At 62.3% G+C, this 14,752-nt stretch carries 13 protein-coding genes and 1 tRNA gene; 10 read left to right on the top strand and 4 right to left on the bottom strand.

From position 1 onward, the window contains the following. Positions 1 to 103: 103 nt before the first annotated feature. The 3 genes from NMQ14_RS16220 to NMQ14_RS16210 all read left to right on the top strand — a co-directional run bounded on the left by NMQ14_RS16220 (position 104) and on the right by NMQ14_RS16210 (position 5,774). Positions 104 to 2,071: an AMP-binding protein gene (locus NMQ14_RS16220; RefSeq protein WP_257097769.1), complete on the top strand. Its 1,968-nt coding sequence runs from the start codon at positions 104 to 106 to the stop codon at positions 2,069 to 2,071. A 198-nt stretch (positions 2,072 to 2,269) separates the two neighbouring features. Beyond that, positions 2,270 to 3,478, top strand: a complete 1,209-nt coding sequence (locus tag NMQ14_RS16215) for an acetyl-CoA C-acyltransferase (RefSeq protein WP_257097767.1) — start codon at positions 2,270 to 2,272, stop codon at positions 3,476 to 3,478. A gap of 241 nt (positions 3,479 to 3,719) precedes the next feature. Then, complete coding sequence (locus NMQ14_RS16210) at positions 3,720 to 5,774, top strand: sigma-54-dependent Fis family transcriptional regulator (protein WP_257097765.1); 2,055 nt, start codon at positions 3,720 to 3,722, stop codon at positions 5,772 to 5,774. 61 nt (positions 5,775 to 5,835) lie between these two features. Here NMQ14_RS16210 and NMQ14_RS16205 read toward each other — a convergent pair whose 3' ends face one another. Next, positions 5,836 to 6,546 (bottom strand): anti-sigma factor domain-containing protein, encoded by a 711-nt coding sequence (locus tag NMQ14_RS16205; RefSeq protein WP_257097763.1) that lies wholly within the window; start codon positions 6,544 to 6,546, stop codon positions 5,836 to 5,838. After that, complete coding sequence (locus NMQ14_RS16200; protein WP_257097761.1) at positions 6,543 to 7,106, bottom strand: sigma-70 family RNA polymerase sigma factor; 564 nt, start codon at positions 7,104 to 7,106, stop codon at positions 6,543 to 6,545. The genes NMQ14_RS16205 and NMQ14_RS16200 overlap by 4 nt, the downstream gene beginning before the upstream one ends. Positions 7,107 to 7,527: 421 nt before the next feature. Here NMQ14_RS16200 and NMQ14_RS16195 point away from each other — a divergent pair, with 421 nt between their 5' ends. The 4 genes from NMQ14_RS16195 (at position 7,528) to NMQ14_RS16180 (ending at position 11,762) form a co-directional block, all read left to right on the top strand. Then, the gene (locus NMQ14_RS16195; protein ID WP_257097759.1) at positions 7,528 to 8,823 is read left to right on the top strand and encodes a DEAD/DEAH box helicase; all 1,296 of its coding nucleotides are present in this window, start codon (positions 7,528 to 7,530) and stop codon (positions 8,821 to 8,823) included. A gap of 132 nt (positions 8,824 to 8,955) precedes the next feature. Then, positions 8,956 to 9,462, top strand: a complete 507-nt coding sequence (gene purE, locus NMQ14_RS16190; protein WP_257097757.1) for a 5-(carboxyamino)imidazole ribonucleotide mutase — start codon at positions 8,956 to 8,958, stop codon at positions 9,460 to 9,462. A gap of 168 nt (positions 9,463 to 9,630) precedes the next feature. Further along, positions 9,631 to 10,776, top strand: coding sequence for a 5-(carboxyamino)imidazole ribonucleotide synthase (locus NMQ14_RS16185; RefSeq protein WP_257097755.1), 1,146 nt, complete (start codon positions 9,631 to 9,633; stop codon positions 10,774 to 10,776). Positions 10,777 to 10,781: 5 nt separating this feature from the next. Beyond that, positions 10,782 to 11,762: an L-threonylcarbamoyladenylate synthase gene (locus NMQ14_RS16180; protein WP_257097753.1), complete on the top strand. Its 981-nt coding sequence runs from the start codon at positions 10,782 to 10,784 to the stop codon at positions 11,760 to 11,762. Here the strand turns inward: NMQ14_RS16180 and NMQ14_RS16175 are convergent. Continuing rightward, complete coding sequence (locus tag NMQ14_RS16175) at positions 11,749 to 12,492, bottom strand: DUF3108 domain-containing protein (RefSeq protein ID WP_257097751.1); 744 nt, start codon at positions 12,490 to 12,492, stop codon at positions 11,749 to 11,751. The two genes, NMQ14_RS16180 and NMQ14_RS16175, sit on opposite strands and share 14 nt — an antisense overlap. Before the next feature lie 100 nt (positions 12,493 to 12,592). On the opposite strand from NMQ14_RS16175, the gene NMQ14_RS16170 reads away from it, so the two are divergent. The 3 genes from NMQ14_RS16170 (at position 12,593) to NMQ14_RS16160 (ending at position 14,514) form a co-directional block, all read left to right on the top strand. Further along, positions 12,593 to 12,668: transfer RNA gene (locus NMQ14_RS16170), tRNA-Ala, on the top strand. Positions 12,669 to 13,058: 390 nt separating this feature from the next. Continuing rightward, complete coding sequence (locus NMQ14_RS16165; protein ID WP_257097749.1) at positions 13,059 to 14,138, top strand: XRE family transcriptional regulator; 1,080 nt, start codon at positions 13,059 to 13,061, stop codon at positions 14,136 to 14,138. Further along, a complete protein-coding gene (locus NMQ14_RS16160) occupies positions 14,119 to 14,514 on the top strand; it encodes a PIN domain-containing protein (RefSeq protein WP_257097748.1) in 396 nt (131 codons plus the stop codon). Before NMQ14_RS16165 ends, NMQ14_RS16160 begins: the two co-directional genes overlap by 20 nt. 56 nt (positions 14,515 to 14,570) lie before the next feature. On the opposite strand, the gene NMQ14_RS16155 is transcribed toward NMQ14_RS16160, so the two are convergent. Beyond that, positions 14,571 to 14,752, bottom strand: a 182-nt coding sequence (locus NMQ14_RS16155) for an ATP-binding protein (RefSeq protein ID WP_257097747.1), incomplete at its 5' end; no start/stop codon positions are given.

The following is a 14,752-nucleotide window of genomic DNA, read 5'->3' as shown; positions in this document are numbered from 1 at the left end:
TCCCCGCCTTCAGCGGGGTCGGGCTTTTTTCTCATGTCCGGCGGATATAGGGAAGTGAGCAGGAACCCTCGTTTGCGTGATTGCATGGTCACAAGGTTCAACAATGAAGGTATTCACGCCCTCTGATTACGAATGGAAGGGCACCCGGCTTGCCCTGTTCATCGAACGTCATGGATATGGAACGCTGGATCAACTGCAGGAAGATGCAGAACGTGATCCCGCCACGTTCTGGGATCGGGTGTTGCAGGACATCGGACTGGAGTGGCAGGTCCCGTATCGGCAGACGCTCGATCTTTCGGGTGGAATCATGTGGCCCGACTGGTTCGTCGGCGGCCAGCTTGATCTGTTCGATAATCTCGTAGGCAAGCATGCCAGGCGAAAAAGGGAAAAGGCCGCGATCCGGTGGGAAGGCGATGCGGGAGAGTTCCGCAGTCTGAGCTACGGTGATCTTGCCGATGAAGTGGCCCGTGTTGCGTCAGGGCTGCAAGCCATCGACATGCGAGCAGGCGACCGGCTTGCAATCTACCTTCCGATGATTCCCGAAGCTGCAGTGGTCATGCTTGCTGCGGCAAGCATAGGGGTCGTTTCAGTACCGCTCTTTTCGGGCCTTTCGTCCGATGCCATGGTCAAATGTCTGGCGGATTCGGGCGCTACGGTGCTGATCTGTGCCAACAGCCATGACCGCCGGGGTCAGCCGATACGCATGCTCCCCGTTGCGCTGAGCGCGTCATCTCAATGTCCGTCCATCCGCCATGTAGTCGTGGTGGACCAAAAGCCGTCGGGCAGCTCGTATTGGCAGGATCATGAGGAATCCAGCTTTGGCGTGCTGGGCTACGAAGCATTGAAGTCCCTTCCGTCGCACGGTGCCGGTGCGCAGAGCTTCCCACCCGATCAGACCTTGATGCTGATCTACACATCGGGCACTGCCGGACGCCCCAGGGCAGTCATCCATACCCACGCCGGATTTCCTGTCAAGGCGGCGCAGGATCTCGCGATGGCATTTGACTTGAAGGCCGACGATACGCTGATGTGGGTGACTGACATGGGCTGGCTGATGGGCCCCTGGATGGTGTTCGGCGGGCTGATGCTGGGCAGCACAATCGTGTTGTGCGAAGCGCCGCCCGACTATCCGGATCCGGGTCGCCTGTGGCGTGTGGTCAAATCCCACGGCGTGACGCATCTGGGCTTTTCACCCAGCCTTGTGCGCAGCCTTATGGGCAGTCACGACGCCGTACCTCCGCCCGGCATGCTTGATACGCTCAAGGTGTTCGGGTCGACAGGCGAGGCATGGAACGAGACGCCCTGGCTGTGGTTGTTCGAGACCGTCGGCAAGCGCAGGCGGCCCATCATCAACTACTCGGGCGGTACAGAGGTGGGGGGCGGAATACTGACGTGCTTCCCCGGGCTGCCCCAGGTGGCATGCGGTTTCAACGGCCCGATACCGGGTATGGCAGCTGACATCGTCGATGCCGCAGGCCGGCCGGTGCGCGGGACAGTCGGCGAACTGGTCGTGCGACAGCCGTGGCCCGGTATGGCGCGCGGTTTCTGGAAAGACTATGCACGTTACGAGGAAACGTACTGGTCGCGCCTTCCGGATGCCTGGCTGCATGGCGACTGGGCCAGCATGGACAGCGACGGCTACTGGTTCGTGCATGGCCGCAGCGATGACACGATCCGCGTGGCAGGCAAGCGACTCGGTCCGATCGAATTCGAATCGGCGCTCGTGTCGCACCCGCTCGTCGCGGAAGCGGTTGCGGTAGGCGTTCCCGATGCGGTGAAGGGGGAAGCCGTGGTGTGTTTCGTCCGCCTGCATGACGCGCGTACCGATTCCGATACCGGCTGGAGCGTATGGGAGTCCGAATTGTCCGATCACGTGGCACGTTTGCTTGGCAAGCCTTTGCGACCGGCACGTATTCATGTCCTCGGGCAGATTCCGAAAATGCGCAATGGCAAGGTGTTGCGCCGGGTGCTTCGAAATGCCTACATCGGGCGACCTGTCGGTGACCTTTCATGCATGGAAGATCCGCGGTCCATTGACGAAGTGCTCAGCCTGCGCAACGCTTGGGCTTGACTGTCCGAATTTGGTGCGTCCTAATATCGAACACATTGCAAATGTCCAACGACGCTGTGTTCAACGTGTGTGAAATGTGATCTGTGCCCGATGTTTCTGGGGCGCAGTTGCGACCGAGTGTGAGTGTGTTGAGAGAAGCCGCATCCTGCGTAGCGTCATCCCTCCGCTTCGTCGCGTGCAACCCTTCAGGAGCGTGAATTGAATTCAGCCCAGGATCCTGTAGTCATCGTCGCCTCCCGGCGTACGCCACTCGGTGGCTTTCTGGGTGAGTTGTCGTCGCTCGCCGCCCCGCAACTCGGTTCGATTGCGCTTGCGGCTGCGGTGCAGCAAGCGGGAATCCAGGCGTCAGACATCGAAGAGGTCTACATGGGCTGCGTACTGCCCGCGGGACTTGGACAGGCACCCGCCCGGCAGGCGGCCCTTGGTGCCGGCCTGCCTTATTCCAGTGCTTGCACGACCGTCAGCAAGGTGTGCGGGTCGGGAATGAAGGCGGTCATGCTGGCGCATGATTCAATTGTCGCAGGTTCCGCAGGCATCGTTGCGGCGGGGGGCATGGAGTCGATGAGCAATGCGCCTTACCTCCTTGCGCGAGCGCGCGGGGGCTATCGGCTTGGCCACGATCGGGTCATTGACCACATGTTTTTCGACGGTCTGGAAGATGCATACAACGACCGTGGTTCGTTGATGGGCGTGTTCGCCGAGCAATGCGCCGACGAGTACGGTTTTTCGCGCGAGGATCAGGATGCGTGGGCGTTGCGCTCACTGACGCGCTCGCGTGACGCCGCGGCTTCCGGCGCCTTTGACTGGGAAATCGCGCCGGTAACGGTTGCCGGCAAGGGACGCGGCGCTCCTGCCACGGTCATTGCGCGCGATGAACAGCCGCAGTCGGCCAAACCTGAAAAGATTCCTGCCCTCAAGCCCGCGTTCAGAGCGGATGGAACCGTCACCGCCGCAAATTCGAGTTCGATCTCGGATGGAGCTGCGGTCGTTTTGATGATGCGCGCCTCGCGTGCGTCGGCCCTGGGCTTGACGCCGCTTGCCCGTATCGTTGCCCATGCGTCCTACGCGGGCGAACCGCGGCGTTTCCCGATGGCCCCTGCGTTTTCGATCCGCAGTGCGGTCGAACGCAGCGGCTGGAGGATGGCCGATGTCGATCTTTTTGAAATCAACGAGGCATTTGCAGTGGTGACCCTCGCTGCAATTCGTGACCTCGGTCTGGACGCGGATCAGGTGAACCCCCATGGTGGCGCCTGTGCCATGGGCCACCCGATCGGCGCAACGGGTGCGCGCCTGATCGTTACGCTTCTTGGTGCACTGCGCCGTGCAGGCGGCCGTCGCGGTGTGGCAAGCTTGTGTATTGGTGGCGGTGAAGCCACGGCAGTGGCGCTTGAGTTGTGGCAGGAGTAAGCTTTACGTAAGTTTCGGATAGACCAGCGATTTATGGCCCGTGAGGGCCTGCATTTATCGCTTCAGTACTTCCGGCGAATCGTTTTTCGTCGGCGCAGAAGATTTAAATTCAGCCTGCGAGACGGTGTACCTCGAAGTACATCGCTACGCCGGTCCTGGAGGAGCCGGACCCTGTGCTTCGCAACGCAATGTTGTGGCGTAAGGGTATCCGTCTGCCTCCGTGTAAAAAAAGGAGGTGGCCATGGATGTAAGGGACGACGATCAAAGCCAGATGTTTTCCCGCCCCGAGCGTGACCGGGACGTCATGAAACACTGGGAGCGAGTGCTCAACGGTGAAGAGTGCAGTTCCGATGCTCTGCGCCGACTGATCGACGATTCCTGGCGCCGTTGTCTTAACGCGCATGTTGATCCAGGCAAGTACCAGGCCCCGCCTCCCCTGAGCGAGAACTCGCTCTATTCCCTGCAGCAAAAACACGGCGATCTGCTCAGCGCCAGCACGCCTGTGATGGCGATGGCGCGCGACTTCCTCGCTGAAACCGGCACCATCATGGTGCTCACTGATCACAGCGGTACCATCCTCAGCCTCGAAGGCGACCATGCAACGCGCGAAGAGGGCGAAAGCATGAACATGACGCCCGGCGCAAGCTGGAGCGAAACCGCCTGTGGCACGAACGCAATCGGCACGGCAATCGCCGTTCGCCATCCGGTGCAGATCCATTCGGCCGAGCATTACTGCGCCGGTATCAAGCGCTGGACCTGTTCGTCGACCGTCATCCTTGATCCCTACGACAGTTCAGTACTTGGTGCCATCGACGTGTCCGGACTGCACCAGACCTATAACCGTCACAGCCTCGCGCTGGTGGTGGCGACCGCCAGCAAGATCGAGGGCCGCCTGGCCAAGCACGAAATGGGTATCCGTTTCCGTCTGCTTGAGCGCTGCATGCACCGACTGACGCATTCCGGTGGCGACGGCGTCGTGGTGTTCGATCGCCGCGGCAATCCGGTCAAGACCAACGAGCGGGCAGAAGAGGCGCTCAATCAACTCGCGGTTGGCCGTATCGGCTCGCGCAGGCTCGATATTGCGTCTATCTCGCTCGGCCATGCCACCGACGACGGACTGCCTGCCGGCTTGCAGGGCTGGATTGCACCCGAATGGCTGGAACCCGTATTCGACAACGGCCAGCGCATCGGAACCTTGCTGACGATTCCGATCTTCCGTCCTCGCGCGGCTCACAGCAGCGTCGCGCCCCTGGTTGCAGAGAGCGCAGCACAGGAGCCGAGCAAACTTGACTGCGTCGTGGGCAAGGATCCGGCGCTGGTCGAATCGGTGGAGCGCGCACGTCAGCTGTCCAAATCGAATGTTCCGGTGCTGCTGCTTGGCGAAACCGGTGTCGGCAAGGAAGTCTTTGCCAAAGGTATTCACGATTGCGGCAGCGCGAAGTCGGCGCCTTTCGTTGTCGTCAATTGCGGCGGCCTGTCACGCGAGTTGCTGGCGACGGAACTGTTCGGCTACGCGGAAGGCTCTTTCACCGGCGCACGTCGCGGCGGCATGATGGGCAAGATCGAAGCAGCCAACGGCGGCACGCTGTTTCTTGACGAATTGGGCGAAATGCCGCTCGATATGCAGCCGCATCTGTTGCGCGTGCTCGAAGAGGGCGAAATCTACCGGCTCGGCGAGAATGCACCGCGCAAGGTCAAGTTCCGGCTCATCACCGCAACCAACCGCGACCTGCGCAAGGAGGTGACTGACGGTCGATTCCGCATGGATCTGTACTACCGCGTCGCCGTGACCAGCATCCGCATCCCGCCGCTGCGTGACCGTCTTAGCGACATTCCGGTGCTGTCTCGTGCGCTGCTCGAAAAACTCGCGCTGCACCATGGTTTGCCGGCACCGCAACTGAGTGCGGCAGACCTCGGTGACCTGTCGTCCTACTCGTGGCCTGGAAATGTGCGCGAATTGCGCAACGTGCTTGAATCGATGCTGCTGACCGGCGAACGTCCGCGCGCGATCATCCACACCGATGATCCGCAGGTTCGCGGCATTCGTCCGTTCGACACGCCGATGCACGGCGGGGAGCAGCAAATGTTCGGCATTGGTGAAGTGCGCGACAGCCGGCGCCTCGAAGAAGCCGAGCGCGAAGCCATCCTTAGCGCGATCGACGGCAGTCATGGAAACATGGCGCTGGCAGCACGTTCGCTCGGTATCGCCAAGAGCACGCTCTATCTGAAACTGAAGAAGTTCGGGCTGGATGCGCTGGTTGAACGGGCCCGCGAGGTTCACGCCAAAGGCCATTGATTGAACGCAATGAACAGGGAGGCCGAATTTTCTGGCCTCCCTTTTTTTTGCCCGAAGGTCTTTACATGACTTTGACGGCCCGGCCGATGAAAAGGATGGGGCCGGTCGGCCGATCGATCGGCGACCCCTTCTCCGGCTCCAGCGTAATTTCGAACAGCTGGTTGTTTTCCAGCGGTGGCAGCTTGTCCAGTCTGACATCCAGCGTGCGGCCGGGCTGAACCAGCCCGAGCGAAACCGGGCCCTTCCACTTGTCTGCCTTGGTCCAGAACTGGAAAGCCTTGGCAGGCGGCACTTCGCTGCTGCCCAGCGGGATCAGTTTGAGGGACTGTTCGGTGCTCGCCTGGATCACCCAGCCAGGTGCCTTGTCGTCTGGCGCCACCAGAACGACCATGTAGCGCGGTGTGTCATCGCGCGGCGCACCGGCCAGGCCGGCAACCGCCAATATCGTTGCGGCGGCAAATCCGGTAGCCGCAAGGGAGCGCCAGAACGCCAGGTTGTCCCACAGACGGCTCCATGCTGAAGGCTCGACGGGTGGCACGTGGCGTGCAACCGGTGCAATGCTGCGCTCGATGCGCGACCACAGCGCCGGGGGCAGTGCCTCAGGTTCAATCATCGCAGCGAGCGGTAGCAGGCGCTCCTGCCAATAGCTCACTTCGGCGGCGAGAACCGGGTCGGCCGCCACCTGCCGGTTGACCTGCGCGTGCTCGTCATCGTCGAGCAGACCGAGCACATAGAGGCCGGCGAGTTCATTGTTGTCCATGGACTCATTCATGCCAGACACTCCCTCAGTGCCTGCAGGCCGCGACGTATCCAGGCCTTGACCGTTCCCAGCGGTGTGTTCATTCGGCTCGCAATTTCCGTGTGCGTGCAACCTTCCAGATAGGCCAGCAGGATGCTTGAACGCTTCGCAACATCCAGTTTTTCCAGACAGTCGTACAGTTGCCCCGATTCGGACGACAGCAACACCTGTTCGTAAGGGTCGGCAGCGCTGGAGCCTGCCTCAACTGCGAATTCGGTCTCCGGCGTGGCATCAACCGACACCTCCCGTGCGTGGTCGCGGATATGGTTCAACGCGCCGTGGCGAACGATGCTGTAGATCCAGCCACGCGCCGAACCGCGGCTGGGGTCAAAGCTCGCAGCCTTGTCCCAGATGCGAACGAAAGCGTCGTGCAGGACATCTTCCGCAATGTCGCGCCGGCGTACGATGCGGAGTGCGACGCCAAGCAGGCGGCCACCTTCAAGCTGATATATGCGATGGAGGGCGCTGCGTTCCCCCCTCACGCATGCAGCGAGGGCGGCTTCGAAGTCAAAGTCGTCCGTCAGTGAGCTCATCAAGTTATCCGGAGTAAAGAGCGAACCCGCCGAAGTATGTCAGCAAGCTCGCCGATCGGGCTAACGCACGGTCTGTCTGTCGGCTACCCGGAACCGGACTGGTTGGATGCAGCAAAACGCTCGTTCAGGCTGGCGCGTGGCTCGTAAAATGTTGCAATGCGAAAAAGCACTTGCAAACATACGCGAGCGTCTGTAAAGTCCTTCCCTCAGTGCAGAGCGGCCGATTTCCGATCGGCTTCCGGGTCATTCCGGTGTGTGCACAGCAAGTTATCGTCCCTGGCCTGTCTTTTTCTCCCGCCTGTTTGGTCATGCGTGGTTGATCGGTTAGTGCCGATAGATCGTCGGGATTTCGCCCGACCAACCCGCTCCTTCCGTTCTGCCTCACGCAGCACGGCAGGTGGCCATCGTGTGGAAAAAACTCATGGAATTCTCAGAACTCGGTCTTAACGAAAACCTTCTTGGCGCAATCGTCGAGGCCGGCTATCCCAATCCCACGGACGTTCAGCAGAAGGCAGTGCCTGCTGCGCTGGCCGGCCGTGACCTGATGGTGTCGTCACAAACCGGCTCGGGCAAGACCGCTGCATTTATGTGGCCGGCTCTGAACCGCCTGATGCAGGAATCGCCGGTCAAGGCGCGCGGCCCCCGTGTGCTGGTGCTGACACCGACCCGCGAACTGGCGATCCAGGTGACCGAAGCCTGCCGCAAGTACGGCAAGGGCATGCGCTACGCCAAGGCGGTCAGCGTGGTCGGCGGTACATCCTATGTCATGCAGAACAAGCTGCTGGCCCAGCCGTACGAAGTGCTGGTCGCCACGCCCGGTCGCCTGATCGACCAGATGGACAGCGGCCGCATTGATTTCGGCCGCCTCGAAATGCTGGTGCTCGACGAAGCCGACCGCATGCTCGACATGGGTTTCATCGAAGATATCGAAGCCATTGTCGAGCGCCTGCCGCAGAATCGTCAGACATTGCTGTTCTCGGCCACCTTCGAACCGCGTGTCTGCCGTCTGGCCGAGCGCCTGACGCGCGATGCACAGCGTATCGAAATCGTCGCCACCGCCGCACAGCACGAAAAAATCGAACAGCGTCTGTTGTTCGCCGACGGCATGGGCCACAAGCAGCGTCTGCTCGACCACCTGCTGCGCGGTGAAGACGTCGAACAGGCCATCGTGTTTACGGCGACCAAGCGCGATGCGGACCAGATCGCAGAGACGCTTGGCGAAAACGGTTTCCTCGCCGCTGCATTGCATGGCGACATGCATCAGGGCGAACGCAACCGCACGCTGGGTCATCTGCGTCGCGGTGCGCTGCGCGTGCTGGTGGCGACCGATGTCGCTGCGCGCGGCATCGATGTGGCAGGCATCAGCCACGTGATCAATTTCGATCTGCCGAAGTCGGCGGAAGATTATGTGCACCGTATCGGCCGTACGGGCCGTGCCGGCCGCAGCGGCATCGCGGTCAGTTTGGCGTCCGGCGACGATGTGCGCCGTGTCAAGACGATTGAACGCTTCATCCGCCACGTGATCCCGGTGCACACCATTCCAGGCCTGGAGCCGCGCGTACAACCGCGCAGCACGGCACCGCGCAGTGCTCGTCCGGGCAGCTCGGCACGTCCGGGCGGCTGGGGTGCCAAGCCGGGTGGCGCGCCGCGCCGCGAAGGTGGTTATCGTGGTGGCGCAGGCGGTGGCCGCACAGACCGGGCACGTCGCCCGGACTGATCGCTGCAGCAGCCTGACACGGGCGAAGGGGCATCGGGGAACCGGTGCCCCTTCGCTTTTTCATTTATTGCTCTACAGGTGTAAAGTTCGCACCTTTTTCCGGGCGGCATGGGCTGCCGGAGGACCTTGACGATGAGTGCTTCTGAAGCGGCGCGAGCGCCCCGGGTTGGCGTGGTGATGGGGTCGAATTCCGACTGGGACACACTGCGCGCCGCAACAGCGCTGCTCGAGCAGTTCGGCGTGCCGTTCGAGGCGCGTGTCGTGTCGGCGCACCGCACGCCAGACCTGCTGTTCACCTACGCCGAGCAGGCGCGTGCGCGCGGCCTGCGCGCCATCATCGCCGGGGCCGGCGGCGCCGCGCATCTGCCGGGCATGCTGGCGGCGAAGACCACTGTGCCCGTGCTGGGTGTGCCGGTGCAATCGAAAGCACTCAACGGCATGGATTCGCTGCTGTCCATCGTACAGATGCCGAAAGGCGTTCCGGTCGCCACTTTCGCCATCGGCGAAGCGGGCGCGGCCAATGCGGCGCTGTTTGCGATTGCTTTGCTGGCGGGCGAAGATGCAGCGCTCGCCCGTGCGCTTGATGCCTTCCGCGCGCGGCAGACCCAGACCGTGCTCGACATGAAGCTTGACGGCTGAGCACGCGTTTCGGTGCCGCAGGCAGGCATCGGCGACCTGTCTTGCAGACGTCGTATGGGTTCTCGTTGTGCAGGTTCTTGTATTCGTTGAATTTCATTCCACTTCGGGCAATGCTTCGTCATCTATGGGTAATGCCGGTACGAAGCGCTTTCATCGGAGTCGCAACACATGATTCTTCCTCCCGCGACACTGGGCATGCTGGGAGGCGGCCAGCTTGGCCGCTTCTTCGTGCTGGCCGCTCATGAGATGGGTTATCGGGTGATCGTGCTCGATCCGGACCGGAACAGTCCGGCCGGGCGGGCGGCCGATGAACACCTGTGTGCCGCCTACGACGACGCGGATGCGCTGGAGCGACTGGCGCAAGGCTGTGCGGCGGTGACCACCGAATTCGAGAACGTGCCGGCAGACACGCTGGACCATCTCGCCAAATTCATCCCGACCCGCCCCAACGCCGAGTGCGTGGCTGTGGCGCAGAACCGCATCGCCGAAAAAACCTTCCTGGCGGATCGCGGTTTCGCGGTCGGGCCGTTCGCCGCGGTCAGCAGCGCCATGCAGATCGAGTCGGTCGATCCGGCGCTGTTCCCGGCGGTGCTGAAGGTGGCGCGCTTCGGTTACGACGGCAAGGGGCAGGCGCGGGTGGCCAACGTGGCGGAAGCCAAGGCTGCGTTCGAAAGTTTCCGCGGCGAAGCCTGCGTGCTGGAAAAGATGCTGACGCTCGACATGGAAGTGTCCTGCGTGCTGGCCCGCGATTCGGCTGGCCGAGTAGAACCTTTTCCGATCGCGGAGAACAGCCATCGCAACGGCATCCTGGACGTGAGCATCGCGCCGGCGCGCATCAGCGGCGCGCTGGCCGCCGAAGCGACTGAAATGGCGATCGGCATCGCCGCCGAACTGGGTTACGTCGGCGTACTCGGCGTCGAATTCTTCATTTCGGAAGGTCGGCTGCTGGTTAACGAAATGGCACCGCGACCGCATAACAGCGGTCATTACACGATCGATGCGTGCGTCACCAGCCAGTTCGAACAGCAGGTTCGCATCCTGTGCGGCCTGCCGCTCGGCGACGCGCGACAGCATTCGCGTGCGGTGATGGTCAATCTTCTGGGTGACCTGTGGTACGAGCGTGATCCGCACCATGCGCACGAGCCCGAATGGTCGCGCCTGCTGCGCTTCCCCGGATTGAAGCTGCATCTGTATCGCAAGCACCACGCGCGCCATGGTCGCAAGATGGGGCACTTCACGGTGCTGGGCGAGTCCGGCGAGCCCCTCATCGATCTGGCGATGAACGCACGTTCAGCGCTCGGCATCGAGGACTGAGCCGCGTGGTGGCGGGCAGTGCGGATATCGACGCGGCGGCCCGATCGCTGCGGGCCGGCGAGCTGGTCGCCTTTCCGACCGAAACCGTTTATGGCCTGGGTGCCGACGCATTGAACCCCGATGCGGTGCGCCGCATCTTCGCCGCCAAGGGCCGGCCGGCGGACCATCCGCTGATCGTCCACCTGCCGGAGGCCGCCCGGATGGTCGACTGGGCGCGCGACATCCCGCGCGAAGCGATCGCGCTGGCCAACGCCTTCTGGCCCGGGCCGTTGACGCTGATCCTGAAACGTGACGCCGATGTACCGGACGAAGTCACCGGCGGGCAGGACACGGTCGGTCTGAGGGTGCCGGCGCATCCGGTCGCGCTACAGTTGTTGCGCGCCTTCGGAAGCGGCGTGGCTGCGCCGTCGGCGAATCGCTACGGCCGCATCAGCCCGACCACCGCCGCGCATGTCCGCGATGAATTCGGCGACGCGATCACTGTGCTGGACGGTGGCGCCTGCGAAATCGGCATTGAATCGACCATCCTCGACCTGTCGGGTGAGGCGCCGCGCATCCTGCGTCCGGGGGCGATATCGGCCGCACAGATCGAAGCGGTGATCGGTCGCCCGCTTGCGGACACGGCCGGGCAGGGCGCACCGCGCGCATCAGGCACGCTGGCGGCGCATTACGCGCCGCGCACGCCGATGAAGAAAGTCGCCGGCGAACGCCTGCGCGATTTCCTGAACGCCTTTCGCCATAGCGGGCGCCGCTGTGCAGTGATCGCTCACACCCAGCCGCCACTGGCCGACTGTCCGCACCACTGGACCATGTTGCCGGCTGATCCGGCGGGCTACGCGCGCGGCCTTTACGCCGCCCTGCGCGAAGCCGATGCCAGCGGTGGTGCGATGATCGTGATCGAGGCGACGCCGGAGGCCGGCCCCTGGTCGGCGGTGAACGACCGGCTCAAGCGTGCGCTGGCCGGGGCGGGCATCACGCCACTCTGAACGACGTCAGTTCCCAGACGATCCAGTCTTCGCGAAAGTAGGGCATGCGGGCGCGCATCTTCTGCAGGTACTGCCCGCGCCATTCGCGCTTCACCCAGCGTTTCACCTCCGGCGCGTACCACAGGTTTTCGACCCGTTCCGAGTGGCTGCGGAAGAAATCCGGGTGCTCGAACTTGATCAGCCGGCGCACGTTCAGCGCCTCGAACGTGCCTGCCGGCACCGTGACCGACTCGGTGCGCAGGGCGTCGACCTGCACATGCCAGCGCCTGGCACGCGACTTCGGATCATGCACCACCATCGACTGCCAGCTTTCGCGTGCGCCCGGCTCGAGCAGCGCGGGCAGCAGCGGCAGCGGCGGGTTGTACAGGTTGTCGTAGTCGTACACCGAATCGCGCGTGACGACCCACGGTGCGTCGTACTCCTCGCGCTGGTCGTGGCGCAGGCCGCTCAGCGGCTTGCCCTCGACTTCAAGCCGCAACGCCGGCGAAGCCCCTGCCTCTGCAATGTAGCGAATCTGCGCATGGCGCTCGCGGTTGTAACCATTGAGCTCGTCGTAAGCCCATTCATCGCCTGTCGCGATCGCCGATGCATCGTGATCGCCAACCTTCGAATACAGCCCGGCCGTCGCGCAGCCTGAAAGCAAGGCCGGTGCCGCGCCCGCCGCCAGCAGCGCGATGCCGTTGCGCATGAAAAGCCGGCGTTCCTGCCCTCGTGTTTCGTCCGATTCCATCGTTTGCTCCGTCACTTGATTCCGTGCAGCAGTGCGACCGGTTTCTGCGTCGCACGTTCCTTCACAAGCCGCCTGCGGCGCACTATACTGCGCGCTCGTTGGGGGGGTAGCTCAGCTGGGAGAGCGTCGCGTTCGCAATGCGAAGGTCGGGAGTTCGATCCTCCTCCTCTCCACCAAAATTCAGCGCCCAACTGTTCTCAGTTGGGCGTTTTCATTTGGGCTTCCCGCATAGGGCTTATCTGGCAGGCGTCGAGGAGCACTTGTGCAACGGGGTGAAGGTGCGGATCTACAGCCCGGCCAAGACCGTGGTCGATTGCTTCAAACATCGCAACAAGATCAGTCTGGATGTGGCGCTGGAGGACTTGAAAGACGCCTGGAAGACGCGCAAGGCGTCTGCAGATGATCTGTGGCGCTACTCAGGATTGCCGCGTCGCCACCGTGATGCGCCCCTACATGGAAGCAGTCGCCCACGACTGACACCACGGCCGCCGAGACGGGCGGGCTTCTCTTTGGTTTAAAACTTTGGTAGGGTTACGGTTGTTTTAAACCCCTCCCAAGGAGGCGTCATGATTGCAGATCGCATTCGTCAAGCACGATTGGCGGCAGGTCTGACCCTGGGTGCGTTGGGCGAACAGGTGGGTGTTTCTCACACCGCCATCCAGAAGTACGAGAAGGGTCTGCTGACTCCGTCGTCGACTCAGCTACTCAAGCTGGCCCGCGCCTGCGGCATCCGGACCGAATACTTCTTTCGCACGCATACGGTTGAACTGCTGCAGCCCGAGTTTCGCAAGCTCTCGACCTTTGGCAAGACCGCCCAGGATGCGCTGAAGATCAAGGTCGTCGAGTTGGTGGAGAAGCGCGTGGAGTTGCTCGGCGCATTTCCCGAACTGCCGTTCCCGGCTTTTGCGCCGCCCGCGAATCTGCCCGAGCGCATCACCTCGCTGGATGAGATCGATGCGTTCTCGGATTCGGTCCGCAACGCTTGGCAGTTGGGGCTGAATCCGATTGCTGACCTCACCGACACCCTCGAAGGCCTTGGCTTGCTGGTCATCGTAGTCGACAAAGAAAACCCAGGCTTCTCTGGCTTGACGGCCAAGGCTCGAACCGATGATGGCCGGGAATATCCGGTCGTGGCTGTTTCCAAACGCTGGCCCGGTGATCGGCAGCGGTTCACCCTGGCGCATGAGTTGGGGCACCTGCTGCTCGAAGGACGACTGGCTGACGGTATCAACGAAGAGAAAGCCTGCGACCGGTTCGCCGGTGCCTTCCTGGCTCCGTGTGTCGCGGTGTTGCAGTTGCTTGGAGCACAACGCCATGCGCTGGAATGGCAAGAGCTGTATTTGCTCAAGCACGAGTTCGGTCTGTCGATGACCGGATGGCTGCAGCGCGCCAAACAGTGTGGCGTGATCACCGAGGCCGCTCACCTCTCTATGTTTAAGCGGTTTTCGGCCAAGGGCTGGCGCAAGACCGAGCCTGGCCAGCCACTGCCGCAAGAGCATCCCCGATTGTTTGATCAGTTGGTGTACCGCGCCTTGGCCGAGCAATACATTTCCGAAGGCAAGGCAGCGGAACTGCTGGGCATCCCGATGATGCGCTTCCACAAAGAACGCCAGCTGGAGTCATCGGATGCGGTTGCTCATCAGTGATGCGAACATCTTGATCGATATGGAAGCGGGAGCGTTGATGGAGACGCTCTTCCAGCTTCCGATGCAGTTCGGCATCCCTGATCTGCTGTACTACGAAGAAATTGAACCGGGCAGCCCTGGCCTTGAAGACCTGGGCTTGCAGGTCATGGAGGTCAGCGGCGACTTCGTGGCGTATGCCGAGCAGTTGCCAGGCCAGCACAACCATCTGCTTCCCGCTAAAAGCGGTCCCAAGCCCAGTTACAACGACTACTTGGCACTGGCGCTTGCGAAGCAAGAGACTTGCACTTTGCTGACCGGCGACGCCAATTTGCGGATTGTTGCCAACAAGGAGCACGTCAACGTCATGGGCACCATCGGGCTGTTGATTTCCACGTAAAACTGACCCGGGGTTTTCATCTAAAACTGACCCACCGGTTTATGCGCACAGTATAGCTACACGCGGTGCTGGGTGGATTCTGTGTCCGGTGGTCTGTCTCCTTGAGGTTTGGGGTGACGAGCACGGCCCGGCTGCAGCCGGGCCGTGCTCGTTTTGAAGCGCCAGGACTCGTTGCCGGTCTCGACGATGTGGCAGTGATGCGTGAGCCGATCAAGCATGGCGGTGGTCATCTTGGCGT

Source organism: Methyloversatilis sp. XJ19-13, assembly GCF_024580155.1.
In the GTDB taxonomy this organism is placed as follows: Bacteria; Pseudomonadota; Gammaproteobacteria; order Burkholderiales; family Rhodocyclaceae; genus Methyloversatilis.
Note: the sequence above shows the minus strand (reverse complement) of the source record. Positions and strands in the feature narration are given on the sequence as shown.

Coding starts and splice junctions, on each gene's coding strand:
- NMQ14_RS16220 (WP_257097769.1), top strand. CDS start 104: ATGAAGGTATTCACGCCCTCTGATTACGAATGGAAGGGCACCCGGCTT.
- NMQ14_RS16210 (WP_257097765.1), top strand. CDS start 3,720: ATGGATGTAAGGGACGACGATCAAAGCCAGATGTTTTCCCGCCCCGAG.
- NMQ14_RS16205 (WP_257097763.1), bottom strand. CDS start 6,546: ATGAATGAGTCCATGGACAACAATGAACTCGCCGGCCTCTATGTGCTC.
- NMQ14_RS16200 (WP_257097761.1), bottom strand. CDS start 7,106: ATGAGCTCACTGACGGACGACTTTGACTTCGAAGCCGCCCTCGCTGCA.
- NMQ14_RS16195 (WP_257097759.1), top strand. CDS start 7,528: ATGGAATTCTCAGAACTCGGTCTTAACGAAAACCTTCTTGGCGCAATC.
- purE (WP_257097757.1), top strand. CDS start 8,956: ATGAGTGCTTCTGAAGCGGCGCGAGCGCCCCGGGTTGGCGTGGTGATG.
- NMQ14_RS16185 (WP_257097755.1), top strand. CDS start 9,631: ATGATTCTTCCTCCCGCGACACTGGGCATGCTGGGAGGCGGCCAGCTT.
- NMQ14_RS16175 (WP_257097751.1), bottom strand. CDS start 12,492: ATGGAATCGGACGAAACACGAGGGCAGGAACGCCGGCTTTTCATGCGC.
- NMQ14_RS16165 (WP_257097749.1), top strand. CDS start 13,059: ATGATTGCAGATCGCATTCGTCAAGCACGATTGGCGGCAGGTCTGACC.
- NMQ14_RS16160 (WP_257097748.1), top strand. CDS start 14,119: ATGCGGTTGCTCATCAGTGATGCGAACATCTTGATCGATATGGAAGCG.